The organism is Gracilimonas amylolytica, assembly GCF_002911695.1.
Lineage (GTDB): Bacteria > Bacteroidota > Rhodothermia > Balneolales > Balneolaceae > Gracilimonas > Gracilimonas amylolytica.
Genome location: NZ_PQBS01000010.1, coordinates 211,225 through 237,254, shown reverse-complemented (window position 1 = coordinate 237,254; position 26,030 = coordinate 211,225). Strand labels below are relative to the sequence as shown.

Annotated in this window: 22 protein-coding genes and 1 tRNA gene; 16 read left to right on the top strand and 7 right to left on the bottom strand. The window is 41.6% G+C overall.

Annotation, left to right across the window (positions count from 1 at the left end; genetic code table 11):
* Positions 1–9 precede the first annotated feature (9 nt).
* From dxs to C3B73_RS03345, 10 genes are all read left to right on the top strand, one after another.
* Positions 10–1,938, top strand: coding sequence for a 1-deoxy-D-xylulose-5-phosphate synthase (dxs, locus tag C3B73_RS03390; RefSeq protein ID WP_103664225.1), 1,929 nt, complete (start codon positions 10–12; stop codon positions 1,936–1,938).
* A complete protein-coding gene (locus tag C3B73_RS03385) occupies positions 1,935–2,594 on the top strand; it encodes a hypothetical protein (protein ID WP_103664224.1) in 660 nt (219 codons plus the stop codon). Before dxs ends, C3B73_RS03385 begins: the two co-directional genes overlap by 4 nt.
* A 15-nt stretch (positions 2,595–2,609) precedes the next feature.
* Positions 2,610–3,611: a tRNA preQ1(34) S-adenosylmethionine ribosyltransferase-isomerase QueA gene (gene queA / locus C3B73_RS03380; protein ID WP_103664223.1), complete on the top strand. Its 1,002-nt coding sequence runs from the start codon at positions 2,610–2,612 to the stop codon at positions 3,609–3,611.
* Between the two features lie 249 nt (positions 3,612–3,860).
* The gene (locus C3B73_RS03375) at positions 3,861–5,222 is read left to right on the top strand and encodes a Na(+)-translocating NADH-quinone reductase subunit A (protein WP_103664222.1); all 1,362 of its coding nucleotides are present in this window, start codon (positions 3,861–3,863) and stop codon (positions 5,220–5,222) included.
* A gap of 37 nt (positions 5,223–5,259) precedes the next feature.
* Positions 5,260–6,450: an NADH:ubiquinone reductase (Na(+)-transporting) subunit B gene (locus tag C3B73_RS03370; RefSeq protein WP_103664221.1), complete on the top strand. Its 1,191-nt coding sequence runs from the start codon at positions 5,260–5,262 to the stop codon at positions 6,448–6,450.
* A gap of 5 nt (positions 6,451–6,455) precedes the next feature.
* Positions 6,456–7,187: an NADH:ubiquinone reductase (Na(+)-transporting) subunit C gene (nqrC, locus tag C3B73_RS03365; protein ID WP_103664220.1), complete on the top strand. Its 732-nt coding sequence runs from the start codon at positions 6,456–6,458 to the stop codon at positions 7,185–7,187.
* 46 nt (positions 7,188–7,233) lie between these two features.
* The gene (locus tag C3B73_RS03360; RefSeq protein WP_103664219.1) at positions 7,234–7,944 is read left to right on the top strand and encodes an NADH:ubiquinone reductase (Na(+)-transporting) subunit D; all 711 of its coding nucleotides are present in this window, start codon (positions 7,234–7,236) and stop codon (positions 7,942–7,944) included.
* A gap of 7 nt (positions 7,945–7,951) precedes the next feature.
* Complete coding sequence (nqrE, locus tag C3B73_RS03355) at positions 7,952–8,569, top strand: NADH:ubiquinone reductase (Na(+)-transporting) subunit E (protein WP_103664218.1); 618 nt, start codon at positions 7,952–7,954, stop codon at positions 8,567–8,569.
* Between the two features lie 26 nt (positions 8,570–8,595).
* Complete coding sequence (gene nqrF / locus C3B73_RS03350) at positions 8,596–9,918, top strand: NADH:ubiquinone reductase (Na(+)-transporting) subunit F (RefSeq protein WP_103664217.1); 1,323 nt, start codon at positions 8,596–8,598, stop codon at positions 9,916–9,918.
* Positions 9,919–9,993: 75 nt separating this feature from the next.
* Entirely contained in the window at positions 9,994–11,001 is a 1,008-nt protein-coding gene (locus C3B73_RS03345; protein ID WP_103664216.1) for an FAD:protein FMN transferase, read from the top strand.
* Positions 11,002–11,015: 14 nt separating this feature from the next.
* On the opposite strand, the gene C3B73_RS03340 is transcribed toward C3B73_RS03345, so the two are convergent.
* On the bottom strand, positions 11,016–11,249 hold the full coding sequence (locus C3B73_RS03340) for a membrane or secreted protein (protein ID WP_103664215.1): 234 nt from the start codon (positions 11,247–11,249) through the stop codon (positions 11,016–11,018).
* Between the two features lie 178 nt (positions 11,250–11,427).
* Here C3B73_RS03340 and C3B73_RS03335 point away from each other — a divergent pair.
* From C3B73_RS03335 to C3B73_RS03310, 6 genes are all read left to right on the top strand, one after another.
* Positions 11,428–11,501 (top strand) — tRNA-Arg (locus C3B73_RS03335).
* Between the two features lie 171 nt (positions 11,502–11,672).
* Complete coding sequence (locus tag C3B73_RS03330) at positions 11,673–12,842, top strand: tyrosine-type recombinase/integrase (RefSeq protein WP_198597262.1); 1,170 nt, start codon at positions 11,673–11,675, stop codon at positions 12,840–12,842.
* Positions 12,839–13,618: a hypothetical protein gene (locus tag C3B73_RS03325; RefSeq protein WP_103664213.1), complete on the top strand. Its 780-nt coding sequence runs from the start codon at positions 12,839–12,841 to the stop codon at positions 13,616–13,618. Before C3B73_RS03330 ends, C3B73_RS03325 begins: the two co-directional genes overlap by 4 nt.
* Before the next feature lie 223 nt (positions 13,619–13,841).
* Positions 13,842–14,141, top strand: coding sequence for a hypothetical protein (locus C3B73_RS03320; protein ID WP_103664212.1), 300 nt, complete (start codon positions 13,842–13,844; stop codon positions 14,139–14,141).
* Positions 14,142–14,143: 2 nt separating this feature from the next.
* Positions 14,144–15,601 carry a DNA primase family protein gene (locus tag C3B73_RS03315; RefSeq protein ID WP_198597261.1) on the top strand — a complete coding sequence of 486 codons (1,458 nt, stop codon included), beginning with the start codon at positions 14,144–14,146 and terminating at the stop codon, positions 15,599–15,601.
* Between the two features lie 117 nt (positions 15,602–15,718).
* Complete coding sequence (locus tag C3B73_RS03310) at positions 15,719–16,603, top strand: DUF6371 domain-containing protein (protein ID WP_103664211.1); 885 nt, start codon at positions 15,719–15,721, stop codon at positions 16,601–16,603.
* A 94-nt stretch (positions 16,604–16,697) separates the two neighbouring features.
* On the opposite strand, the gene C3B73_RS03305 is transcribed toward C3B73_RS03310, so the two are convergent.
* The 6 genes from C3B73_RS03305 to C3B73_RS03280 are packed head-to-tail and all read right to left on the bottom strand — an operon-like array spanning position 16,698 to position 25,995.
* A complete protein-coding gene (locus C3B73_RS03305; RefSeq protein WP_103664210.1) occupies positions 16,698–19,709 on the bottom strand; it encodes a type I restriction endonuclease subunit R in 3,012 nt (1,003 codons plus the stop codon).
* An 11-nt stretch (positions 19,710–19,720) separates the two neighbouring features.
* Positions 19,721–21,121: a restriction endonuclease subunit S gene (locus tag C3B73_RS03300; protein WP_103664209.1), complete on the bottom strand. Its 1,401-nt coding sequence runs from the start codon at positions 21,119–21,121 to the stop codon at positions 19,721–19,723.
* Between the two features lie 60 nt (positions 21,122–21,181).
* Positions 21,182–22,618, bottom strand: a complete 1,437-nt coding sequence (locus C3B73_RS03295) for a hypothetical protein (RefSeq protein WP_103664208.1) — start codon at positions 22,616–22,618, stop codon at positions 21,182–21,184.
* Positions 22,611–24,374, bottom strand: a complete 1,764-nt coding sequence (locus tag C3B73_RS03290; protein ID WP_103664207.1) for a reverse transcriptase domain-containing protein — start codon at positions 24,372–24,374, stop codon at positions 22,611–22,613. Before C3B73_RS03290 ends, C3B73_RS03295 begins: the two co-directional genes overlap by 8 nt.
* Positions 24,375–24,385: 11 nt before the next feature.
* The gene (locus tag C3B73_RS03285; RefSeq protein ID WP_103664206.1) at positions 24,386–25,183 is read right to left on the bottom strand and encodes a nucleotidyl transferase AbiEii/AbiGii toxin family protein; all 798 of its coding nucleotides are present in this window, start codon (positions 25,181–25,183) and stop codon (positions 24,386–24,388) included.
* Positions 25,180–25,995, bottom strand: a complete 816-nt coding sequence (locus C3B73_RS03280; RefSeq protein WP_269800975.1) for a type IV toxin-antitoxin system AbiEi family antitoxin domain-containing protein — start codon at positions 25,993–25,995, stop codon at positions 25,180–25,182. Before C3B73_RS03280 ends, C3B73_RS03285 begins: the two co-directional genes overlap by 4 nt.
* Positions 25,996–26,030 lie beyond the last annotated feature (35 nt).

The following is a 26,030-nucleotide window of genomic DNA, read 5'->3' as shown; positions in this document are numbered from 1 at the left end:
TGAGACATTATGGAGAGCTTACAGCCGAAGCCGGGAACACTGCTTGCGAGCATTGATTCTCCTGCCGATCTAAAAAAATTAAATCCTGAACAGTTGCAGGATGTCTGCGACGAACTTCGGCAATATATCATCGACCAGGTTTCAGTAAATGGCGGACATTTTGGAGCCAGTCTTGGAGTAGTTGAACTTACCACAGCACTGCATTACGTGTACGATACTCCCAAAGATCTTTTGGTATGGGATGTAGGGCATCAGGCATACGGGCATAAGATCCTGACCGGTCGAAGAGATCAGTTTCATACGAACCGCCAATATGGGGGATTGTCGGGTTTCCCAAAACGATCGGAAAGTGAGTATGATACCTTTGGAGTGGGTCATTCCAGTACCTCCATTTCAGCCGCTTTGGGAATGGCTGTGGCAAGAGACCTGGATCAGTCCGATAAAAAAGTTGTGGCGGTGATCGGTGACGGCGCCATGACTGCCGGCCTGGCTTTTGAAGCCATGAACAATGCCGGCGCTATGAACAGTGATATTCTGGTGATCCTGAATGATAACAACATGTCCATTGACCCCAATGTGGGGGCTTTGAAGGAATACCTGGCAGATATTACGACCAGTAGGACCTTCAACAAGATGAGGGATGAGATCTACGACATGCTCGGTCATTTCAAATCGGCCGGTGAAAAAATGCGGAAGGTGGCCTCAAAACTCGAAAATGCCGTTACGGCTGCCCTTACACCGGGCGGGCTTTTCCGGGCCCTTGGCTTCAAGTACTATGGGCCGACCGATGGGCATGATGTGGAAGGATTGAGATCGATCCTTGAAGACCTGAAAGAAGTTAAAGGCCCCAAACTGTTGCATATTGTGACGGTGAAAGGAAAGGGCTTTGGTCCGGCCGAAAAGGAACAAACCAAATGGCATGCCTCCAGCAGTCCGTTTGATAAGATCACCGGAAAATCATTGGCCAAACCCGTTTCTGCTACGATACAGCCGGCACCTAAATATCAGGATGTATTTGGTGAAGCCCTGGTGGAGCTGGCTGAGCAGGATGAAGAGATCGTCAGTATGACGCCGGCCATGCCCAGCGGATCCAGCTTGTTGCCTATGATGAAGGCGTTCCCTGAGCGCGCATTTGATGTAGGTATTGCAGAGCAGCACGCTGTAACCTTTGCGGCAGGATTAGCTGCGGAAGGCAAAAAACCATTTTGTGCGATCTATTCCTCATTCCTGCAGCGAGGCTATGATCAGCTCGTCCACGATGTTGCCATTCAGAAATTACCCGTTGTGTTTTGTATAGACCGGGCCGGTTTGGTGGGAGCCGATGGGCCGACGCACCATGGATTATATGACGTGGCCTTTATGCGAACGATCCCTAATATGGTGATATCATCTCCGCTCAACGAACAGGACCTGAGGGATATGATGTTTACGGCTTCAAATTTCACGGAAGGATCCTGGGCTATTCGATATCCAAGGGGGCGGGCAACCGGAATGAAGGCCGAGGGATTTAATGAAATGGCGATCGGAAAAGGCATCGAATTGAAACAGGGTGATGAAGTTGCGGTGCTCAGTTTTGGTCCTATCGGTAAATATGTGACTCAGGCTTCCGAAAAACTTGAACAGGAAGGAATCCGGATCGGGCACTATGACATGCGATTCGCCAAACCACTGGATGCAGAGTTGATAGACAAAGTCTGTGAAGCATACGATCATATCATCACGCTGGAAGATGGTGCAAAAATGGGAGGATTTGGAAGTGCGGTGGCTGAGTATATAGCTGAAAAGTCAGACAGCCCGACCCTTAAAATAATGGGCGTTCCGGATCGTATAGTAGAACACGGTACCCAGGAAGAACTTCATGATGAGATAGGAATAGGAGTTCAGGGGTTGACCGAAACGATCAGAACATATTACCATCAAAAAGAGATCAAAGTTTGAGTATCAGAAATTTAAGTATAGCGTTTTTAGTTACGGCATTTATTCTAACAGGATGCCTGAATGATTCACAACCGGACATTTATCGTCCCGTACAGGGCGTAGTGGTAGATGAAAACGGACCGGTTCAGGGAGCAGAGATCCACATCAAAAACTTCTACACCCCTGATGATGTTTTTTCACCACAGAATGTTGATGAGGGGTATGAGTTTAGCTTTAATTCCACATCTTCAGGTGAGTTCAATGGCAACCTGTACCGTTATCGGGCAGATTCTTTGCTATCTAATTTTTACACTGCCGAGCTGGATTCCGGTGAACATACGGTGACCATCCCGGCCGAACTGCTTAGCAATGGCATTTACGTATTTGAGATCGTGACGCCGGGCGGTGACAGCCCCTATCAATTGTTATTTACCAGTAAATCCGATTCCCTGTTGAACCAGTCGGAACCGATTACCACCACCAATGCTGATGGTGAGTTCTTTATCAACCCTAACATGCTGGCATTTGGACTGGATTTCCTCACATCAGACAACAGTGAATTTGTGGTATCTGACAGCCTGGAATTCAATATTGTGGTTGATAGCGTACTTGTGAAAACCCGCAAAGTTAGAGTTCCGCCCAATCAGGATAACTTCTTTGAGATCTCGCTTCCCTAAACGTTTTACGATTACATGAATTATACCCTATCTGATTTTGACTTCGATCTACCCGAAAAGCTGATCGCTCAATCTCCCGCCAACCCAAGAGACCATGCCCGATTGTTGGTGTATGACCGGGAAACCGGAAAGATCACAGACGATCATTTCTATAATATTGGTAATTACCTGCCTGATCATACCAATCTTGTGGTTAACAACAGCAAGGTCGAAAAATGCCGCCTGCTATTTGATGAGGGCAAAAAAGAAATTTTTGTGACCTCTGCCCGCAATAACAGAATGGTTGAGGCGCTGGTAAGGCCCGGTAAGAAATTCAAAGCCGGTAAAACGGTAAAGCTGGCTGAAGGAGTCACAGCAACTGTAACCCATGTTGCAGACGATGGGTTGCGAACCATTGAGCTTTCCTGCGACCTGGATGACCCAAGGCTTGAGCCCTTTAAGCACACGCCCTTTCCACCATATATCGATCAGGATGAATCCCTGTCAGGCGAATACCAAACCGTATATGCCAAAGACCTTGGCAGTAAAGCGGCTCCAACGGCCGGACTTCACTTTACAGATCCACTGCTAAAAAAGCTCGATGATCAGGGTATTGCCAAAATAGAAGTGACTCTTCATGTAGGGCTTGGAACCTTCGCTCCGGTAAAGACAGAAGACATTTCAGAGCATAAGATGCACAGCGAGTGGTTTCAGCTTGAAGAGGAGCAATGCAAAACTTTGAACAAGGCAGAACACATCACGGCTGTAGGTACCACCAGTGTTCGGGTATTGGAAACCGCTTCTGATGAACAGCGTCACTTTGAGCCGCGGTCGATGGATACAGATATCTTTATTACACCTGGATATGACTTCAAGGCCGTGGACGCGCTCATAACCAACTTTCACCTTCCCAAAAGTACGTTGCTTATGCTGGTATCGGCATTCATGGGGTTTGATGAAATGAAAAAAGTGTATAAGCATGCTATTGAAAATGAATATCGGTTTTACTCATTTGGAGACGCCATGCTAATTTTATAGACTTAACGTACTCTTCATGTTAGAGGGATAGCTTCCCGCTGATAATTTTTTAAGAGTAGCCTGCATGATTCTGCCTGGCCGTAAATTACTGTAAAGTAATTGTGTTTTTTACTCGAAATGAGTTTAAAAATTAAGTACCTTTCTGCCCTTGTTTCATTAAGCAAGTATTGTTTGTTAGAGACTAATTCATGAAGGGAGATAGTTTTTATCTCAATTCCATTTTCAATTAATCGATTATTTGAATTATAAATGTCTGATGTGAAAAAGATTAAGCGCGGAGTTGATATCAAGCTTGTTGGTGAAGCTGATAAAGAATTTGCTCCGGATAAGTCCGTAAAAACGATCGCGATCAAACCTGTAGATTTTAATGGTGTCCGGTTCAAGCCCGTCGTAAAAGAAGGTGATGAAGTAAAAGCCGGAACCCCACTGCTATACCATAAAGACAGCGAGCAGGTCAAGTTTTGCTCTACGGTAAGCGGTGAAGTGGCACAGGTGGTGCGCGGAGCAAAGAGAAGGCTCCTTGAGATCCGTGTGATCGCTGATGAAAATATTGACTACGAAGATTTTGGTGCAGCGGATCCAAATACGCTTGACCGGGAAGATATTGTCGAAAAAATGACCGCTTCCGGTTGCTGGCCATTCCTGAAGCAGCGCCCTTATAATGTAGTCGCTGATCCTGAGAAAACTCCAAAAGCTATATTCATCTCCGGATTTGATTCTGCACCACTTGCGCCGGACATGTCTCTGTTGATGGAAGGCCTGGAAAAAGAATTTCAGGCAGGGATCAATGCTCTTAAAAAACTGACAGATGGAAAGATCCACTTAGGATTGAGCGCTCGTGAGACACCGAGTCCCGTGCTTGCCAATGCAGAAGGGGTGACCATTACCAAATATGATGGGCCGCATCCTGCCGGAGTGGTCGGTGTTCAGATCGCGCAGGTTGATCCGATCAATCGCGGCGAGACTGTATGGACGGTCAACCCTGAACACGTGGCGATCATTGGCCGGTTATTCCTTGAAGGAAAATTTGATGCAAGGATCCGGGTTGCGGTAACAGGCTCTGAGGTAAAAGACAGAAAGTATCACAACACGATCATTGGAGCCCCGGTTGCCAATTTTGTGAAAGGAAACATGACCGAAGGCAAGAATCGCATTATTTCAGGTAACGTACTTACGGGTACCAAGCTGGATGATGAAGGTTACCTAAGTATATACGAGCGACAGATAACTGTAATACCGGAAGGTGATGAACCCGAGCTGTTTGGCTGGCTATTGCCGAAAACAGATAAGTTCAGCATTTCGCGTACGCTCCCGTCATGGATTCAAAGGAAATTTGGAGATAAAAAATACGAATTGGATACCAATACTCACGGTGAACGAAGAGCATTTGTAGTATCCGGTGAGTACGAGCAGGTATTTCCATTTGATATCTATCCGGTTCAGCTGTTAAAAGCAGTGATCACACAGGATATCGAAAGAATGGAAAACCTGGGTATTTACGAAGTGGTTGAAGAAGATATGGCACTTTGTGAAGTGGTATGTACCTCCAAAATGCCGGTTCAAAGCATACTTCGGGAAGGTCTCGATATGATGCGTAAAGAATTAGGTTAGTGATTTTATAATAAGCGAAGTTATACAGAAGTAACGGATGAAAGCATTACACAATTTTTTAGAGAAAAACGTTAAGCCCACCTTTGAAGAGGGCGGAAAGTTTGAAAAGCTCTGGCCGGTATACGATGGTTTCGAAACCTTTCTGTTCGTTCCGGGCAAAACCGCAAGCAGCGGTGCCCATATCAGGGATGGAATAGATCTGAAACGAACCATGAATACGGTGATCATGGCCCTAATTCCGGCGCTCTTGTTCGGGATGTGGAACGTGGGATATCAGCATTACATAGCCTTAGGCATGGATGCCACCTTTATGCAGGAATTCCTGTTCGGTGCCATTAAAGTGTTGCCGATGGTCGTGGTGTCATATGGAGTTGGACTCGGTGTTGAGTTCCTGTTCTGTGTCGTCAAAGGGCATCAGATCAATGAGGGATACCTCGTGACCGGTATGTTGATACCGCTGATCATGCCGGTTGACCTTCCGCTATGGATGCTTGGACTTTCAGCAGCCTTTGCCGTTGTGATCGGTAAAGAGGTGTTTGGTGGAACCGGGATGAACATCTTTAACCCGGCGCTGATCGCGCGCGCCTTTGCATTCTTTGCTTACCCGGCATATATGTCAGGTGACAGCGTGTGGATCAATACTTCCGTAAGTGAAGGGCAGTCCGTTGTGGATGGCTTTTCAGGGGCAACCATTCTTGGTGAACTTGCAACAACCGGTTCAACCTCTTATTCAGCTATGCAGGCATTTATAGGAACCATACCGGGCTCAGTTGGGGAGACCTCTGTGATCATGATATTGATCGGAGCCGGCTTACTGATCTTTACCGGCATCGGAAGCTGGAGGATTATGTTGAGTGCATTAGCCGGTGGTGCTGCAATGGGACTTATTTTTAATGCTGTAGCCCCTTATGCGATCACAGAAGTACAACAACAATTTATGGCAGTCCCTTTCTGGGAGCAGCTGATCGTAGGAGGATTTGCCTTTGGTATTGTCTTTATGGCAACTGACCCGGTTACCGGTGCCCGCACCAATACCGGAAAGTGGATCTACGGATTCCTCATCGGATTCCTGGCTATTATGATCCGCGTCTTTAACCCGGCCTATCCGGAAGGCGTGATGTTGGCCATTCTGTTTATGAACACGATGGCACCGTTGGTCGACCACTATGTATTACAGGCGAACATTAAGAGACGTCAAAAAAGAACTTTAAAAACTGCTGAGGGTTAATTCCGATGGACGTAAATAAGAACAGTTACACATTTATGTTTGCGGCGGTGATGGTGGTTGTGGTAGCAGCCCTGTTATCATTTGCTGCAACGCAGTTAAAACCACTTCAGGACAGAAATGTCGAAATGGAAAAGATGCAGAGTATTCTGCGCTCCATAGAAGTGGAGAAGACCCGTGAAGAAGCGGCTGAAGTATATAATGATTACATCACCAGTCAGTTACTGCTCCAAAACAACGAGCAAATTGAAGGAGATGCCTTTAACATTGATATGGCGAAAGAGATCCGTAAACCGATCTCTGAGCGTCAGGCTCCTCTTTACGTAGCTGATAAAGAAGGGGAAACCTTTTATATCATTCCATTAAGAGGAACCGGACTTTGGGGCCCGATCTGGGGATATATCTCACTGCAAGAGGACCTGTCCACAATATACGGAGCCGTATTTGATCACCAGGCTGAGACACCGGGTTTGGGTGCTGAGATCAACACCGATGCTTTACAAAATCAGTTCAAGGGCAAAGAGATCCTGGGTGATGATGGTAATTTGGTGGGCATTGATGTGAGAAAAGGAGATGCCAATGAAGCCAATGAAGTAGACGGGATCAGTGGCGGTACCATTACATCCGATGGTGTGGAAGCAATGATCGCAGATAACCTGCAGGCTTATATTCCATTCCTGAAAGAATATACAGGAAACGCTGGCTCAACAGCCTCCGCGGATCAAACCGAAGAAAATTAATCCAATTAAGTTCACAAACTAAGGCGCAACTTAACTATTTAGCGTTATGGCAGAAGCAACAGAATCAATTGAAGAAGGAGTAAAGGACGAGGCTGAAGTAATTGAAGCCCCGAAAGAACCTTTATTTTCCAAGAAGAATAGAAAATTAATAACGGACCCGTTCAATGATGACAACCCGATCACCGTGCAGGTGTTGGGGATCTGTTCGGCTTTGGCGATCACCGTTAAGCTTTATCCGGCATTGGTAATGGCGATATCCGTAGTATTTGTTATGGTATCGGCCAACGTGATTGTATCACTGATGCGAAATCTGATCCCTAACCGGATTCGTATCATTGTACAGCTGGTTGTGATCGCGTCCTTAGTAGTATTAGTAGATCAGGTGCTGAAAGCCTACGCCTTTGATGTTTCGAAAGAACTCTCAGTGTTCGTCGGTTTGATCATCACAAACTGTATCATCATGGGTCGCCTTGAGGCCTTTGCCCTTGGTAACGGAGTCTGGAAATCATTTCTTGATGGATTGGGTAATGCCTTCGGATACGGTGCCATACTTATTGCGGTTGCCTTTTTCCGGGAATTACTCGGCTCAGGAACCCTGTTCGGTTATCAGGTGATACCGGATGCATGGTATGCTGCCAATGGCGGTTATTATGTGAACAACGGGTTCATGTTACTTCCACCTATGGCACTTATTGTGGTGGGTATCATTATCTGGGTGCAGCGTGCAAGAAATACCAAATTGATTGAGGAGGCTTAAGAGAACTATGCAAGAGTTAATTAACATATTTGTAAAAGCCGTTTTTGTTGAGAATATGATCTTTGCCTATTTCCTGGGCATGTGTTCATATCTCGCCGTATCTAAAAAAGTATCAACCGGTGTAGGTTTGGGTTTAGCTGTGATCTTCGTATTGGGAATCACGGTTCCGGCCAACTACCTCCTCGATAACTATGTGTTATCAGAAGGAGCCCTGGCGTGGCTCAGCCCTGAGTTTGCGGATGTAGATCTTAGCTTCCTTTCCTTTATCCTCTTTATCGCGATCATCGCCTCGATGGTACAACTGGTAGAGATGACGGTAGAGAAATTTGCTCCGGCACTGTATAACTCGCTGGGAATATTCCTGCCATTGATCGCTGTGAACTGTGCCATTCTTGGTGGTTCATTATTCATGCAGGAAAGAAACTACGCCAACATTGCCGAAGCGTCTGTATTTGGATTGGGAAGTGGAGTCGGCTGGTTTCTGGCTATTGTAGCTATTGCCGCCATCCGGGAGAAGATCCAGTATTCGAACGTTCCGGGACCCCTAAGAGGTTTAGGAATCACATTCATTGTAACTGGCCTGATGGGCATTGCCTTCATGTCGTTCATGGGTATCAAGTTATAATCATTATATAAGAAGAGCTTTTAAAAATGATATTAGCAACATTAGCAAATACAACCCTGATCGTATCAGCAAGTATCATCGTATTTTTTATGGTGATATTTATACTGGTATCCATCCTGTTAACGGCGAAAGCATATTTAGCACCCTCCGGTCCGGTTCACATTAAGATCAATGATGAAGTGGATCTGGAAGTAGATTCCGGAAGTACACTTTTAAGTACCCTGGGTGATAATAAGATCTTTTTGCCATCTGCCTGCGGTGGTGGAGGTACCTGTATTCAATGTAAATGTCAGGTTCTTGAAGGCGGTGGAGAGATCCTTCCTACTGAAGAGCCTCACTTTACCCGTGCAGAGATCAAAGACAACTGGCGCTTGAGTTGTCAGGTGAAGGTGAAAGACAACATGAAGATCAAGGTGCCTGAAGAGGTATTCGGGATCAAGAAGTGGGAAGCAGAAGTGGTTTCAAACTACAATGTGGCTTCATTTATTAAGGAATTTGTGGTTGAGATCCCTGAGGATATGGACTACAAAGCCGGTGGATACATTCAGATCGAGATCCCGCCGTGCGAAATTGATTATAAGGATATTGACATCACTGCGCATCCTGAAGAGCACCCCGGTGAGCCGGATAAATTCCAGAAAGAATGGGATGGATATGGCCTTTGGGACCTGAAGATGAAAAATACCGAGTTTGTTGAACGTGCCTATTCTATGGCCAGCTACCCTGCAGAGGGACGCAGGATCATGCTGAATGTACGTGTGGCTACTCCACCATGGGATCGTGAGAAAAATACCTGGATGGACGTGAACCCCGGTATTGCCTCATCCTATATTTTCTCCAGAAAACCGGGTGACAAAGTAACGATCTCAGGTCCATACGGAGAGTTCTTTATCAAGGAAGAAAGTGATAAGGAAATGCTATACATAGGCGGTGGTGCCGGAATGGCTCCAATGCGTTCTCACCTATATGAGTTATTCAAGACTCTGGAAACCGGTCGAAAAGTGACTTATTGGTACGGTGGACGTTCCAAGCGTGAACTTTTCTATCTGGATCATTTCCGTCAGCTTGAAGAAAAATTTGACAACTTCCAGTTCTTCGTGGTTCTGTCTGAGCCGCTTGAAGAAGATAATTGGGTTGAGAAAAAAGATATACATGATGAAGAAGGCGATGGCTTCTTAGGATTTGTTCACCAGGCTGTGATCGATCAGTACCTGGTTAATCATCCGGAGCCGGAAGAAATAGAATTCTATTTCTGTGGCCCTCCTCTGATGAACCAGGCCGTACTGCAAATGTGCGACGAATGGGGTGTTCCTGAAGAGAACGTTTCATTTGATGACTTTGGCGGCTAAGGTCAACCTTTTAATTTTAAAAAACCCCGTATTTGATACGGGGTTTTTTTGTTTAAGCTTTATCCTAACACATATATGAAGAAGATCTTATCAATACTGCTATTATCAATATTTGTTATATCCTGTACTCAAATACAGGATTCCACATATATTGAGTTAAACGGAAGAGCCCAGGGAACGACTTATCAGATCAAGTATGAAGCTCCCAATGGCAAGAATTTTAAGGATGATATTGAAGCGATCTTTAAGCGCATAGATCTATCTATGAGCACGTATGTGCCAACCTCACTGATCTCCACCGTCAATAAAGGAGATACACTTGTACATGTAGATACACTGTTCCTGGAAGTACTTGACCGATCAATTGAAATAGCTAATGAATCAAACGGTGATTTTGACCCGACGATTGGTCCGCTGGTCAGTTTATGGGGTTTCGGATTTGAGGAGGTCAGGCAAGATGTAAACCGGGAGATGGTCAATGATAGGTTAGAACGGGTAGGGTATAAGCAGATCGAAATCAAGGGTGACAGTGTAAGGATACCCGAAGGGTTTCAGATCGATTTTCATGCCATTGCTCAGGGGTACACAGTAGATTACATTGCGGACTATCTGGAAGGGTATGAGGTAACGAATTACATGGTTGAAGTTGGGGGAGAAGTTAGAGCAAGAGGGGTAAATCAGAAAGGTGAGGTATGGAGGATAGGGGTTGACAAACCATCTGAGGAGATAGACCCTGAAGGAAGGTTCCAGTTTATATTAGAATTGGAAAATAAAGCACTGGCTACTTCCGGAAGTTACAGAAAGTTTTGGGTGGACGAGGAAACAGGTGAACGATATTCTCATACCATAGATCCAAAAACCGGTTATCCCGCCAGGAACCGGCTATTGAGTGTATCCATCATATCGGGCTCATCCATGGATGCAGATGCTTACGCGACTGTGTGTATGGTCAGAGGAGTAGAGGGGTGTAAGGAATTTCTAAACTCTAAAGACAATTTAGAGGGATACCTTGTATACGACGTTGATCCAGGTAACTGGACAACATTTACTACCGAAGGCTTCGAGCAGTATATTGTAAATTAGAAAAGCCGATTTTATTAGCCGACAAACGGACTGAAGCCATCGTCATTCTTTTTGGAAGAATTCGGGCTCTTACACTTCTGTTCAGGTGTAGCTCCACAAAACCCACAGGCTTCACCCTCTTTGTTCAGGAAGGGACTTTGACTGGCACAAGTACCGGAAAATTCACCATCTTCCTTAGCCCATATCTTAACGGCAATTCCGGCAAAACCGATGCCGATCAATCCAACTGCAACTATAAACTCTAACATAATTTCCTCTTGATTTAGTGGACCTAAAGTTCGGGATTTATATACCAAACAGCAATAATCGCATAAGAATTTCGGGTGTATGTGACCACAACTCTTCTTATATTTGTTGCCCTTTGAAAGACTAACCACAATCAGGTGCTTCATTAAAAGTACCTTGGTAAGTTTCGATTTTCAATATGCGCCCGTAGCTCAACCGGATAGAGCGTCTGACTTCGGATCAGAAGGTTGAGGGTTCGAATCCTTCCGGGCGTACACTTACAAAAACCCGCTTTAATACACGTTAAAGCGGGTTTTTTAATGCTTTTTAGCCAAATTTAGGGAGCTTTTTTCGGTAAATATTTTCACAAATTAGGCAATTAATCTGGATTCAGTGGTACAAATGGTGGTACATTTTTAGTGAACAAAAATCCTTAAATGTACTATATGGCAAGTCTCAAAAAGCGGGGAAAAAATTACTCATTAATTTTCAAGGCAACGATTGACGGTAAGACGATAACAAAGACCTATGCATTAGGTACTACCTACAAACAAATAGCTGAGCACAAAAAGACCGAGTACGAGAAATTATATCAACGGGGAGAGATTGATCCCTTTGACCCAAACTGGAGTCTGAAAGATTATGAGCTGTCTCAATCTTCCGGTGCCTCAAATGCCATTTCAGGAAATTTTTATCTGACCGACTTGAAAGAAGAATTCCTGGAGTACAAATCACATGTGAGTTCAGCCACGGAGAAAGGATATAAGTCAGTCATTAAATTATTCATTGGGCATGTAGGTCAATCAATGACAGCCAACCTAATTAGGCCTAGTGATATCCGAACCTTCTGTTTCAATAGTAAATACTCTAATGCAACACAGAGAAATTATCTTCGTCATTTAAAAGCGTTCTTTAACTGGATGGAAAAAGAGGAAATCATTGAAGAAAACCCTTGCAAGGAAATAAAGCCTCCAAAGAAAAAGGATAAATTGGTCGATAAGATCTTTGATGAAAAGACTCTTGAAGCCATTTTTAAGGCATTTGATAAATACCATGCAAAGCTAAGAAAAGACAAGAAAAACGAACATCCATCTCATCAACAGCTTTGGTTTAAACCACTCGTTACAACCGCTTACTATACCGGCTTGCGTAGAAAAGAACTGGTGCAACTACGTTGGGAGCAGGTGAATTTAAAAGAACGGGAAATTCATGTGACGGATACTAAAAATGGATTAGAGCGAACGGTAGTGATCTTTGATACGGCCTATTTGGCTCTAAAGAAATGGCATAAATTCTGTGGCTCTCCCAAAAAGGGATTGGTTTTTCCAAGTCCGAGATCAACAGATAAGCTGGAGATCAAACTAATTGGTAATAATGTATCCAGAACCTTCAAATATTATGTTAGTGAAGAAGCTGAATTACCTAAATCCATCCACTTCCATGGACTTAGACACTCGTGTGCTACTTACATGATACGTAAGGGATTTGATGTAACTATGGTGAAAGACATGCTTGGCCACAGAAGCATTGAGGTGACCATGCGATATGTAAGCTTGGTAGTGAATGATCGTAAACGAAGAGCAAAAGAATTAGGCCTAATTTCGGCAGTTAAATGAAAGAAGAGCAATTATATACCAAAGAGGCGAATGGAACCCCTCAAAAGATTACAATAAAAGATGGATATCTGCTGCTGGTAGCTTATTCCTTATACAAACATCACTCAGCTCATTATCCGGATGAGTATTATTCCGTACCCATCAAACTATGTAAGAGTTATGTCTCTTTTTTTGAAGAAAATCAGAAAATGCTTCATGTGGAATTACGAAAAATGGATGGAACTAAGGCAGAACGATTCACCGATTCGTTTAAAAAAAGGATTACTGATATTGCGATAAGAGAGTTGCAACAAGCCGTGGAGGATTTATATCAGTTTTTATTGAAAGAGTTTGCGGGACGAGCCACATCATTAAAGTTTCATCGAATTGAAAACGCCCACATTCAGTACGAACCTTTTAAAAAATTGATGGAAAGTAGGTCAAATGAAGAAGATTTAGTGATCCTATGTTCGCTTCCTGACTATCTTTTAAAAGAATTGAGGTCTTTAGTGAATAAAGTAGCAGTTAATCAGGCTAAATTGGATGCATATGATCATGTTCAGCTACATATTGATCTCAATGGTAGCTATTCCTTTAAACAAATTGCCAAAAGTGTAGATGAAATCTATCACCTGATGGGAAGTCCGGGGCTCCAAAAGAAAGAATCTTTAAAAGAACTGGTAAATAAAGCTATAAGAGAGTATGAAATTGAGAACAAAACAGACTTTTTGTTAAACAATAAGCTGTACTACCAGTCAGTCTATAACAGTTTTAAGGCTAAATTAGGCAAAAGTTAGGCTAATTAGGGTTTAAAAAGTTGAAAGCTCAGAGGGATCATTACCCTATTCAGGAGAAGAGGATCCATCTTTTTTAAAGCATTCAACTTTTTAATAAAAATGAGGGTTAAAACACGGGGCTTGGTATTAAAAAGTGAACCTTAAACAAGTGAAATCAATAGCTTATAGTTCATAAGACCGAGATCTTTATTGCGTAATTAAACACGAACGCAAACTTAAGATCATGACAATTGAACAAACCCTTATCAATAAAATCACCAATATTGAAGACAAGCTAGACTTCGTTGTTAGCGCCCTTCAAAAGAAAAGAGATGCTACTAAATACTTGACGGCACAAGATATTGAAGCCGAATTCGGAATAGATCAACGCACTGTTCTCAATCGAAGCAACATGCATCCGAGCCAAAACGGATTTATCCCCAGCCTTAAAATAAGTGGCAAAGGTCGGCGAAAGTATTTTGAGCGTAAAGTGATTGAACGCCTGTTGGAGCCAACATCGCTATACAAAAGAAGGAGACGATAATCATGGAGCTGAGTATTTCTCCCAAAGACATCAAGGAAGAGATGATGCATCAATTAAGAGCGCCTAATAAGGCTAAATTAGGCCCTAATTTCACTCCTCATAAGCAGGTATTGGACAAACTTTTAGAAGAAATCGAGGAAATTGATTTCCAGAGTGAAGCCAATACGGATAAAAAACTTCAAAAAAAGCACTATGTAGTCATAACCATCGAAAAGATCCTGGAGCTGGCCAATGACCACAACTGGGGTCTTTCTAAACGAAACGGTTTCATTTACCTCTATAATGGAGCCTTCTGGAGTCCGGTTGAGGATGATGATTTACAAATTTTTTTAGGCAAAGCTGCCCAAAAGATGGGCGTGAATAAGTTTGAATCAAAATATCACCGGTTCCGGGATGAACTCGTTAAACAATTCATGAGTACTGCTCACATTCCGGCACCGGAATTCCACAACTCCGTTGTTTTGATAAACCTGCAGAATGGAACAGTGGAAATAAATCCCCAAAATGAAGAAGCGGTTGTACTGAGAAACCCAGAAGGCTCAGACTTTTTAACCTATCAGCTTCCATTTGCTTACAATCCACACGCAAGGGCTCCATTATTTCAAAAATACCTCAATGAAGTACTGCCGAGTGAGAACCTTCAAAAGCTTATGGCTGAATACATCGGCTATGTGTTTGTACGAACTTCGACTTTGAAGCTGGAAAAAGCACTGCTTCTCTATGGCAGTGGAGCAAATGGCAAGTCGGTATTCTTTGAAATTGTGAATGCGTTACTTGGAGAGGTTAATGTTTCAAACTTTACCATCAGAAGTTTAACCGATAACAATGGATATCATAGGGCAAAGATCGCCAATCGACTGGTTAACTATGCCTCCGAGATTGACGGACAATTGGAGACTGCCATTTTTAAACAGTTGGTATCCGGTGAACCTGTAGAAGCCCGACTTCCTTATAAAGATCCATTTACTCTCACAAATTATGCGAAGCTAATCTTCAACTGTAACGAACTTCCCACCGACGTGGAGCATACCAATGCATTCTTTAGAAGATTTTTGATCGTTCCCTTTGATGTAACTATTCCAGAAGAACACCAAGACCGGCAACTTTCGCAAAAAATTATAGCCAGTGAGTTATCCGGTGTTTTTAACTGGGTATTGAATGGATTGAAAAGGCTTTTGAACCAAAAGGGTTTTACGCACTGTAAAGAAGTGGAAGAGCAAATCGAATCGTTCCGAAGAAATTCAGACAGCGTGCTATCATTTATAAGCGAGCGTTCCTATCAGCAAAGCTTCACGGCTTATACAAGTCTAAAAGAATTATACCAAAGCTACCGTCGCTTTTGTGAAGATGAAGGATACCGGGCTTGTGGAAGCCGAACATTCAGCTCCCGCTTGACTAATGCAGGCTTTAACTCCGAGCGAAAAGAATACGGCAAAGTGTTCTACCTCATCCAAAAATAAAAAAGGTTCAAAATGAGTGACATGAACAGCAGTAACATCAGCGACTCGCCCCAACACCCATAAAAGGCCGTTTTCTGATGTTACTGTCAATACTGCTGATGATTTAAAAACTTTTTTATGAATTCTTTCCGGTACCAGTTAGACGATTCCAGTAGGAAATTTGAATGTCCTGGCTGTAACAGAAAAAGATTAGTACGATTTATTGACCAGGAAACAAGAGATTATCTTGAGCTTAAATTTGGGAGATGCGATCGAGAGCAGAATTGCGGCTATTTCCATTCCCCCTATCAAGTGGACAGCTTTAAGAGAGAACAGATAAACTATCAAAAACCCTCAGAGGTTAAATACCCACCAAAATATATTCCAAAGGCGCTATTTGAGAAAAGCCTGGGTAACTATGATCAAAATAATTTCATCAGATTCATGAGAAGGCATTTTGATAGTGAGACCATTAGTAAGGTAAATGATACCTACAAAATAGGAACCTCACTTAAGATTACGGGTGGATGCATCTTTTATCAGATTGATATTAAAGGCAAGGTCAGGAGAGGTAAAATTATGGTCTATAATTCTGAGACTGGGAATCGAGGGGCGATAAACTCCGTGCACTGTCAACTAAATATTGATAAGCAGTATTATCCCAAATGGCGATTTTTTGGAGAACATCTTCTCAAAGATAATGACAAACCGGTAGCTATTGTTGAGTCAGAGAAAACGGCAGTCATTGCCAGTATCTATTTCCCGAAATTTGTATGGTTGGCCACTGGTACTAAGTCCACACTAAAACCAGAGTATGCCCAAGCACTTGAGAGTAGGTCGGTTACTCTGTTTCCAGACATCGGAGCTTACCAAGATTGGTCTGCAAAGTTGGAAAGCTTTTCAGCTTTTTGCGACATCTCAATCTCGAATCTTTTAGAATCAAAATCCGGAGTTTTTGAAAAAAATAAGGGATTAGATTTGGCTGATTATTTGATAACCCGAAGTTTGGGTGAATTTCAGTAATATCAGAGACATGGTTTAGTATTAATGGGGCTTGAGATCGGGGCTTAGAAGTGAAATTTCGAGCCAGTATTTTTTGAGAAACTTACTATTTAATTCAATACCTCAAACTCTCCTCATCCCGTATCTTCTTATATACGTTTTGAAGCATGTGCAACATGGCCACTTCTCTTAGGTCTTGATCTTTTAAGAGTTTTGTGGAGATGTCTTCGTTGCCTTCCATGCGGCCAATAATCAGATCTTCGAATTCTCGGTCGAATACAAATTTGAAGTCCTCAAGGGTATTAGCTTTAGCTGCTTTCTGGAGCTTTTCATTGTCGGCAGCCTCAACCTCCAGTTGATCAAAGAAAAGTTGATCAGCTTCGGTAAAATCTGTCCCAAAACGATCATTCAGGATTTCTACTAATTCTGAAAGAGCTACATATTCTTCCTGAACCCGCCCCGTTCCAACTTCATCAGGTCCTTTGATTTCATCCGCTTCACCATCAGTAAGGTCGATAGAGCCTTCGCTTACTTTTTGCAGGCGATAGTACTTGAGTGAAACTTCATCATCAAACTCATATCCACCCCCTGTGTCTCTTTTCGGGAGTCGAGCTAATAAAAAGCGGCCAAAGATGTATAGCTTCTCCAAGTCTGAATCCTGAAAGGGGATGATTTGTGACATAAAGCCGTACAAATTCCGAAAGCTGGTAAGAGTGGATTTAAAATCATCTTGTTCTTCCTCTTCCAGTGTATCAAACCGTTCTACCACCGGATCAATTACACTGTATAGTTTTGCATGATCTTTTTCGGTTCCTTTAAAGCCAGGACGAGAGTAAATTTGAAAGAAGGCCTCAATATCTGTGTCATCGAATAGCTTGTATTCTGTTAAGCGATGCTGAATTTCATACAGTTTTCTGGGTTCCACATCATCAGCAAAGGGAGTTCGTTCGTAATAAGGCTTAAATGAGTTGTAGATCTCTTCCTCATCATTCACAAAGTCGAGCACAAAGGTATTTTCTTTACCGGGGTGGACACGGTTTAACCGAGAAAGCGTTTGTACAGCCTGAATGCCTGATAAGCGCTTATCCACATACATGGTATGAAGTAAGGGCTGGTCGAAACCCGTTTGGTATTTTTCAGCTACAAGCAATACCTGGAATTCATCTGTACCGAATTTCTCCGGCAATTCTTTTTCCCGAATGCCATTATTCATTTGGACTTCGGTGTAATGCATATCCGGCACATCAGGATCTTCTACAGAGCCGGAAAAAGCGACCAAGGTTCGGATATCGTCGTAACCTTTTTCAGCGATATATTTATCAAAGGATTTTTTGTACCGAACGGCTTCGAGGCGTGATCCCGTTACCACCATAGCTTTGGCCCGGCCTCCAATTTTATGCATGGTTTTATTCCTGAAATGCTCAATCATTACTTCTGTTTTCTGCGCAATGCTGTAAGGATGAAGCTTAAGAAAACGTGCCAGTGCTCTTGCTGCTTTTTTCTTATCCAGTTCAGGATCATCTTCTATTTTCTTGATCAAGCCATAGTAACTCTTATAGGTCGTATAGTGCTTAAGCACATCCATGATGAAGCCTTCTTCGATGGCTTGCCGCATGGAGTAAAGATGAAAAGGTGGCTTTCCATCTGAACCGGGAGCATCAAACAGTTTCTCTGTTTTGTATTTTGGAGTAGCCGTAAAGGCGTAAAAGCTGAGGTTGTTTTGTTTTCCACGCTTCTCCATTTCCCGCAATACAAACAGGTCGTGAGCATCTAAATCTTCCTCTTCTGCCTGTTCTTTTACTCGTTTTTCAATGCCCTCTTTGTTTAGAATAGATTTCATTTCCGCTGCGGTCTCACCGGATTGAGAACTATGTGCCTCATCCACAATTACCGCAAACGTACGGCCTTTTAAATTCCCGATTTTTTCATGGATGAACGGAAATTTCTGAAGGGTCGTGATGATAATAGGAGTCCGTGCATCAATCGCTTCAGCAAGTTGGGTTGAATCCTTTTCAATTTTTTGGACGACGCCTTGCTTGTGTTCAAACTGATAAATAGTGTCCTGTAGCTGTTTGTCGAGTACCACCCGGTCGGTGATAACAACAATGGAACTGAATATTTTTTCGTCTTTCTCATTATGAAGACTGGATAGCCGGTGTGCGAGCCAGGCAATGGAGTTACTTTTTCCTGATCCGGCTGAGTGATGGACCAAGTAGTTTTTCCCGACCCCTTCACTTGTGGTGTCTGCAATCAGCTTGCGAACACAATCTAATTGATGGTATCTCGGGAAAATGAGCTTTTCCTTTCGAATCTTTTTGAGTCCTTTTGCCGTTTCAAGCTCTTTCTCTTCCACTTCCAAATGAAGAAAACGATGAATGATATCCATCAGGCTGTCTTTTTGCAGTACTTCTTCCCACACGTATTGAGTTCGGTATCCATCCGTATTAGGAGGGTTTCCGGCAGCATGGTTATGTCCTTTATTGAACGGAAGGAAGTAGGTGTCTTTACCTTCCAGCTTAGTGGCCATATAAGCGAGATCAGGATCAAGGGCAAAGTGTACGAAGGCTCCTTTATTGAAGGAAAGCACCCGGTCTTTTGGACTTCGGTCGTTTTCATACTGTTTTTTGGCATGTTCAACCGTTTGTCCGGTATAAGGATTTTTAAGCTCTGCGGTTATGACCGGAATGCCATTTAAGGAGAGTACCACATCAATGGATTTACTGTGTGCCGAACTGTACACAAGCTGCCGGGTGATGGTTAGCTTATTTCGTTTATACAGCTTTTCAGCTTCAGGATTCATTCCATGGGGAGACCGGAACCATGCCACCCGAAGCCGCTTACCAAAACATTTAAAGCCATGACGGATGACATCCAACAGTCCCTGATGATCGATGGCTAAGCGCAGCTCTTTGAGGATAAAGCTTTCGGTATCTTTACCGTGAAAGCTTTCAATGGCTTTCCAGGCTTTAGGCTGAGTTTCTTGTATGAAGGGTAACAGAATAGTTGGAAATAAAGCCGATTCCTTGTCAAAGGCTTTAGAATGAACGCTGTCATATCCGCCTTCCTCGGTTAGCAAAAAGGCTTCGATAGCCTGTTCAAATGCAATTTCTTTGTAATTTACCGGCATAGAACCCCAATTTAGTTTGTTGTGTACGATTCTCCTTCTTCGGCTGCGTAACTTAATTCTTGTTCCGAAACTTCATTCCGAACGTCAATCTTTCCAGTCACAGCCTGTGTGATGAGAGAAGAACGGTATTCTTCGAGATGGTTAATTGCTGTTTTTATCTTTTCTTTAATTCTATCGATACGGACAATTTCTTTGTCAATTAGAGAAGCGATTTGTTTCTGTTCATTAACTGCCAAATCTGGGATAGGTAGTTTTCCTATCTCAGATGAACTGATAGCTGGATAACTAACACCTACTGATCTTGAAACAATTTCACCAATAAAATAATCGGATCTTACCCAATAGAATAAAAACCGAGGAAAAACTTCTTTAGGTCTTAAAACTGCAAACCCAGTAGAGCAAATTTGAAGCGTGTTGAAATCATAATCAATTTGAGCAATTGCCTTTAAATACGTTCTGACAGTGGCTAATATCGTATCTCCTTTCTTAACTATCCTTCGAGCTCTTGAGGGAGCCTTTTCGAATCTCATCGATTCTCTATTATTAATGTTTCCTTCTGAATCAACACTTCCTATATCAATATATTCTAATTCAAGATCTGGGTCTTCTGATTCTTTCAACTTTTCACTGTCAATATCGACTAAATATTTGATTGGCTTGAACTCCCAATGCTCCGGTACTTCACCCAGCCATTCAATACCTGAGTCCTTCATCTTGGCATTAGAGTCAATACCTTTGGTTACGGCACGAGTGATGATGGCCTGTCGCTGCTCATCCAGCAGATCTAAAATCCGCTTCTTCTTTTCAATGAGTTGGTCGATGCGGGTGGTTTGTTGATCGAGGAAGGTGGCGATGGCCTTTTGTTCGGGAAGAGGTGGGTATGCTACTTTTTCATCCAGATAGGCTTGAGAATCTAAGTTTTGAATGCCAGTAGTCTGCTTTATCGAACAGTAATTAACTTTTCCAGAATACAAATGATCATAGAGGTAAGTAAGAAAACGAGAATCAAAATTCTCTCGGGGTCTCATTCGGGCAACAAAGTTCGAGCAAACAGCTCTCTCATCTAAATCATATTGAATAACCGCTCCGACCAATTGTTTTTCTCCTCCACCTGATTTTTCTAAAAGAAGATCCCCCGTTTCTAAAGAACGGTTTTTTAAGTCTTTCTCTTCAATTTCACGATAGGTTTTCTCGTTTTGTCTATCAACGATAAGTCTTTGTCGATCAAAGTCAGCAACTCGAATACAAAGAGTATCATGTTCATCATTATTTGCTTCACTTCCCCATGTACCATTAACAGGAAGCTCCGTGGCCCATTTTAAGCGGTCTATTTCCCAATGTTTTGGAACCTCTCCCATCCACTCGATATCGGTATTCTTATAGTCTGGATATTTTTTTGAGTTTAATTTCATTAGTAGCCTAAAGAATTTCTGTAAGTTTTTCCTGTTGAGTGGTCGTCACTTATATTCACTTTAGCAAACCTCGCTTTCTGAATCCAATATTGTAAGATTTTTCATTCTTCTTTTAACTAAGTCTACATCAAAGTCAGGGGGTGAAGGTTTTAATTTATTCTTTTTGCCACCCTCTTTTTGCAAAGGATATGTTTTAAACTGATGTTCTCTGAATTTTTCAAAATTAATGGACTCAATTAAAACCACATCATTTTTTCCACCTTTAACCTTAAGAGGATCTCGTGCCTCTGTTTTGGCCGGAATGGTTACTCTTGAGTCTCCGTAATCTGAGCTGTTTACTTGTACTACATAACAACTTAAGTCTCTTGCAGTGGACTCAACTATCGAAGAGAAGTAGTTCGTATCAGAATTATATTCAGGAGCAGCAATAAAATCTACTTTCCCCCTAAACCATGATCTATGGACAATATCACAAAGTTCAAAGCAATAGAATGCTGTGAAGTATAAGTCACACCAATGAAATAAATCATAGTGATTAACTTTAGGTACTGCTACAGCCATTTGGTGTCCATTAATTTGCTGCTTTTCTTCATGTGAATAATGATTCTTTAAGCGAGGAATGACTATTGCATCCTTAATTTTGCCATGCCCATTTATTGTTTCAACTTCGATCGGAAGAATTGTGAAAATAAAATTAAAGCAGACATTGCAAGATTTAATGTGCTCGGTTCCAAATATCATTGCTTTTTGCCGCGGTGAACAAAATCCAGCTAATTCAAATACCCAAGCATGAGGGACACTTATTTCTGGAAGTACAAGGAGATCCGCTGTATTAGAGTTGTCTGAACCAATGTACTCTTCTTCAAACTTATTGATGAATTCAGCAAACTTACGCCTTCGAATATTTGATAAATCAGGTTGCCCCAGTAAAGCCTTGCTTGCTTGATTTTTCCAATCAACAACAGTGTTTGCTAAGGCTACTTTAAAGTCTTTTTTATAAGATTTTTCATGTTTACAACTAATCTCGATTACTGGTTCATCCGTAATATTTTCTTCTTCACCTAAGGTTTTTTCTTCAGGAAATGTTTGATAAAATTCATCTTGGTCTGGAATATAGTCAGGAGTGTTTATTCTCTTATACCTTTCATAAGCTCGTTTTAAAATGTCAATCTCATGGATATCTGACACTTCAAGAATTCCTTCTGATTTTTCGTAAGTATTATATGAGGCAATTTTTTGATCTAACGTACTTAAACAGGCTTCATAAAATTTTATCCTTCTTGGGGACTCTAAATTATCCATAAGCTCCAACATAGGAGGTTCAATATTACCAAAATTGAATTTTGGCTCAATAAGAGAGGGATAAATCCCTTCTTGCTTTGTGACACTATACTTAGTGAAGTTTAGTAGCGGTTGAACTACATAATGATGACGAAGTAAGTTTGACTTACGAAACCCATTAGCGTCTTCAAGTATTTTATCTGTGAAATTATTCATTGTACTGCCCGATACGATATTCAGGATTATTCTCTATAAAATTAAACTGCTTCTGTAGGTAGCCTTTAAAAAAACCAGGATCAAGAGAAAGGGCTAAAGACAAAGAGATATTTAAGTATTTAAAGAGAGACCTTTTGATATTCTGTGATAAATCATCGTCATAATTTTCGTCATCTTTTCTGATCCTAACTTGATCAATTTCTTTAAGAACAATTTTGTAGAACTTGAGCAACTCCATTTTCCTTTGGTTAACTATCAAATAAGTAAAAATACGTTCCCATTGCTGATAAAATCGAATTGCATTAACACCTTGAAAAAAGGCCAGAATTTTTTCAGATTCATGTACAACGTGCTCTCTCTCAACCCTTAGGGATGCATTTATCCTTTTTGCAAGGAATGCCGAAATACCATATCTGTTTTCTTTATAATCTTTTAAGGTTTTAGGCTTACCGAACGAATTGTCATATAGCAGTTCAAACGCCTTGGAATCAAATGATCCATCCATGTCAGTTGCTAAAAACCGGAATTCACTACTCTTCTCCTCCAAATCTTTCTTCAGCTTTTCTATCACTGAAAGACTTTGATCTGCTTTGAATTCATAAAGCATCATCTTATTAGGCTGAAGGAATAACTCATCTAATTCTTTCAACCTGATTCTATAGTCAGTTTCTCGACTTTTCTCACCAGATTGGAACTGTTCGATATTTAGTACAGTTGGCAAGTTTTTTACTACAAACTTTACACTATCGGGAACCTCGGATACCTCACTGTTAAATCCTTTAATTTTATCTTTGAGTAAGGATTCAATTTCTTTGTAGTCTGAATTTGGGTTTGAGATTACCATTAAAATGTCATCGACATAACGACCATAGTAGAGTGGTTTAAGTTCATTTTTAACTAATTTGTCCCATTTTAATAGATAGTAATTTGCTAACACATATGATGACATTAGCCCAATAGGAAGAATGGTTTCTTTAATATCAGTCTCTTTCTCTTTTTTCCTACTTGAGAATTGGAATTCACCCTCAAAATCATCGAATAGAAGATTTGAATAGTATTGATGAATTCTTTTTAAGGGGTAATTAATTTTATTTAGAGCTTTGAAATCACTTTTAGGTAAATCATTCCAATTCAATTTTATATGATAGTAGTATTCTGTGATATCTAAATTCACAAAAGCCACATCAATTCCAGCATCCAAATTGGCTTTTGCTTTTTCTACACCATCGTCTCGCCAAGATTGATACTGTTTTATGTAAGGTTTAAAACAACCACGTCCACTAACGACTCCGGATTCATTTTCCTTTAGAATTAATCGGTTCCCATAACATGTATCTGATAGTTTATTATCGAAATCAGGCCCTTTTTGCATAATCCACAAAACTGAAATTAGGTGTATGCTTATTGGGGCATCAATAATCAGATTGTATCGGTCGGCAATGTTCTTACTTTTGAACTTTCTATTGTTTGTTATTACAGAGTCGTCAGTGCCATTTTCTGGTTTTATGCTTTTAGGAATAAGATTATAGCCAATTTCAGATAGGTACTTATTTAAAAAACTATCCATTTGTTTTTTCGTCAAAAAAGCTTTTTGAATTTCTACATACAATTTTTCTTTTTTCTCTTTGCCAAGGTTTTCAAATTCTGATATTGATTTACGCAAAGGGAGATTCGTATTGGAAGAATCATAATACATATGCTGTTTAAGCTTTAAGTAAGCCTCTTGAATTTCATCTATTTCAAATAAGTGTGGCATTTTTAATCAGCTTATAGTTTCTGTATTATTTTAGTGCTCACCATTTCATATGCTTTATCCTGATCGTATTCAATTTCAGGTCGTAGCAAAGCCATAATATCCCCGGTAAATTCATCATCTTGCATCTTCTCTTCCAGATTTAGCTCGAATTCACGAGCTGTAGGGGCTTTGTTGTCTTCCTGATCCATGTAGGCATGAAAGCAATCAATGATTTTGGCGATATCCAGATCCAGGTTTTCAATAGCATAGTGAAGGTCAAATAAATCCCGCCCCTTCTTTCGCTGGTATAATGCTCTGAGTTTGGTGCCTAAAAGCTCTTCCGGCTGGTACGTCGTTACTTCTGCACTTCCCTTATACCAAGGATTATCCACTGAAAACGTTTCTTTCTGTAACCCCAACACATTGAAGTGCTCCCGTGTATTGATTTCAATTTTTACCCGCATACTTGGAGGGGGACTTACTTCCGTCTCAAATTGATAATACACGGTGCAATTATGCTCATTCAGTTTTACTTGCCGGTCATCTTTCCCACCCAGGAAAAGTAATTGATCCCGAATAGCCTCAAGCATGGGTTTGGCAGGACCAGAACGTAGCTGTACCAAATCAATATCTTCAGAATACCTTGCCTGTGGACTCAAGAATAATTTATGGAGAGCTGTGCCACCTCGGAATGCAAGGTTTTCCTTCAAAAAATCATTGGAAAATATCTCTACAACGGCTCTGGAAATAACCAAATCCTGTTCAACCTGAGAGGATTCGCTCCAGGGAGCTATTGACCGCCATGCATCTATATACGCTTTAGGGATCATAGTTCGTCAACCTCTACAGTCATGTTTGGTATTATTTTCCAACGATTTGGTGCTTTTTGGTTTTCGCTGTCTGTTTTGGGGTTCAATTGAGTCGGATAAAATTTTCTGTTGTTTAATGCGCTAGATAAAGTATCCGCCAATGGAGCCTCCTGAAGTATTTCTTCCAGTAAATAGCCTAATCTTTGCAGAGTAGTGGTTTGGGGAAAACTCTCTGCCACTTTTTCCAATATTTTGGGTTCAACTTCATGAACTAATTCTGCTAAAACCGTTGCAGCTCGATTTATTCCCCCGATACGGTCTGAATAAAAAACCAAATCAAGAGCCGTTAATGCCGGACTCGAAATATTGATGTACCCAGCATCTGTTTTCTGCTGAGTTACAAAATCAGCATTCCAACCTTTTTTCAGGCAAAAGACAATAGATTGCTGCCTGTTTTTGATAGGTCTTAAATAAGGAGGCTCAGAGACCACGAATTGTGTTTGTGGCTGTTGATGAGCAGCTCCATGATACATAGCTGCGGTTAGGAGTCCTACATAATAATCCCTTTCCAAGAATTTCATCAGATCATCAATGAAATAGCCCAACGGTAGGGTTTGGCGGGATACGTATTCCGGAGGGATGATTAGGTAGAAATTTTGCCGGAGCCTTGAGATCCGTTCTTTATCGGATAAGCGCTGAATAACTTTTTGATAGGCCTCATCAGATAAATTAAACTCCGAAATTACTTCATCACCGGTAAACGTATATCGCCCTCTGCTTCGGAGTTGGTCTAAGTATCGGCTAAGGTATTCGTATGTGTTCCCGTTGTTCATTTTAGTTTTCAACTGCATTACTGGACGGAATTCAT

Bases quoted from the DNA above. Each gene is read 5' to 3' on its own strand.
- C3B73_RS03305 (WP_103664210.1), bottom strand. From the start codon at position 19,709: ATGCCGGTAAATTACAAAGAAATTGCATTTGAACAGGCTATCGAAGCC.
- nqrC (WP_103664220.1), top strand. From the start codon at position 6,456: ATGGACGTAAATAAGAACAGTTACACATTTATGTTTGCGGCGGTGATG.
- dxs (WP_103664225.1), top strand. From the start codon at position 10: ATGGAGAGCTTACAGCCGAAGCCGGGAACACTGCTTGCGAGCATTGAT.
- C3B73_RS03315 (WP_198597261.1), top strand. From the start codon at position 14,144: ATGGAGCTGAGTATTTCTCCCAAAGACATCAAGGAAGAGATGATGCAT.
- C3B73_RS03370 (WP_103664221.1), top strand. From the start codon at position 5,260: ATGAAAGCATTACACAATTTTTTAGAGAAAAACGTTAAGCCCACCTTT.
- nqrF (WP_103664217.1), top strand. From the start codon at position 8,596: ATGATATTAGCAACATTAGCAAATACAACCCTGATCGTATCAGCAAGT.
- C3B73_RS03360 (WP_103664219.1), top strand. From the start codon at position 7,234: ATGGCAGAAGCAACAGAATCAATTGAAGAAGGAGTAAAGGACGAGGCT.
- C3B73_RS03310 (WP_103664211.1), top strand. From the start codon at position 15,719: ATGAATTCTTTCCGGTACCAGTTAGACGATTCCAGTAGGAAATTTGAA.
- queA (WP_103664223.1), top strand. From the start codon at position 2,610: ATGAATTATACCCTATCTGATTTTGACTTCGATCTACCCGAAAAGCTG.
- C3B73_RS03375 (WP_103664222.1), top strand. From the start codon at position 3,861: ATGTCTGATGTGAAAAAGATTAAGCGCGGAGTTGATATCAAGCTTGTT.
- C3B73_RS03300 (WP_103664209.1), bottom strand. From the start codon at position 21,121: ATGAAATTAAACTCAAAAAAATATCCAGACTATAAGAATACCGATATC.
- C3B73_RS03290 (WP_103664207.1), bottom strand. From the start codon at position 24,374: ATGCCACACTTATTTGAAATAGATGAAATTCAAGAGGCTTACTTAAAG.
- C3B73_RS03345 (WP_103664216.1), top strand. From the start codon at position 9,994: ATGAAGAAGATCTTATCAATACTGCTATTATCAATATTTGTTATATCC.
- nqrE (WP_103664218.1), top strand. From the start codon at position 7,952: ATGCAAGAGTTAATTAACATATTTGTAAAAGCCGTTTTTGTTGAGAAT.
- C3B73_RS03330 (WP_198597262.1), top strand. From the start codon at position 11,673: ATGGCAAGTCTCAAAAAGCGGGGAAAAAATTACTCATTAATTTTCAAG.
- C3B73_RS03295 (WP_103664208.1), bottom strand. From the start codon at position 22,618: ATGAATAATTTCACAGATAAAATACTTGAAGACGCTAATGGGTTTCGT.
- C3B73_RS03280 (WP_269800975.1), bottom strand. From the start codon at position 25,995: ATGAACAACGGGAACACATACGAATACCTTAGCCGATACTTAGACCAA.
- C3B73_RS03325 (WP_103664213.1), top strand. From the start codon at position 12,839: ATGAAAGAAGAGCAATTATATACCAAAGAGGCGAATGGAACCCCTCAA.
- C3B73_RS03340 (WP_103664215.1), bottom strand. From the start codon at position 11,249: ATGTTAGAGTTTATAGTTGCAGTTGGATTGATCGGCATCGGTTTTGCC.
- C3B73_RS03320 (WP_103664212.1), top strand. From the start codon at position 13,842: ATGACAATTGAACAAACCCTTATCAATAAAATCACCAATATTGAAGAC.
- C3B73_RS03285 (WP_103664206.1), bottom strand. From the start codon at position 25,183: ATGATCCCTAAAGCGTATATAGATGCATGGCGGTCAATAGCTCCCTGG.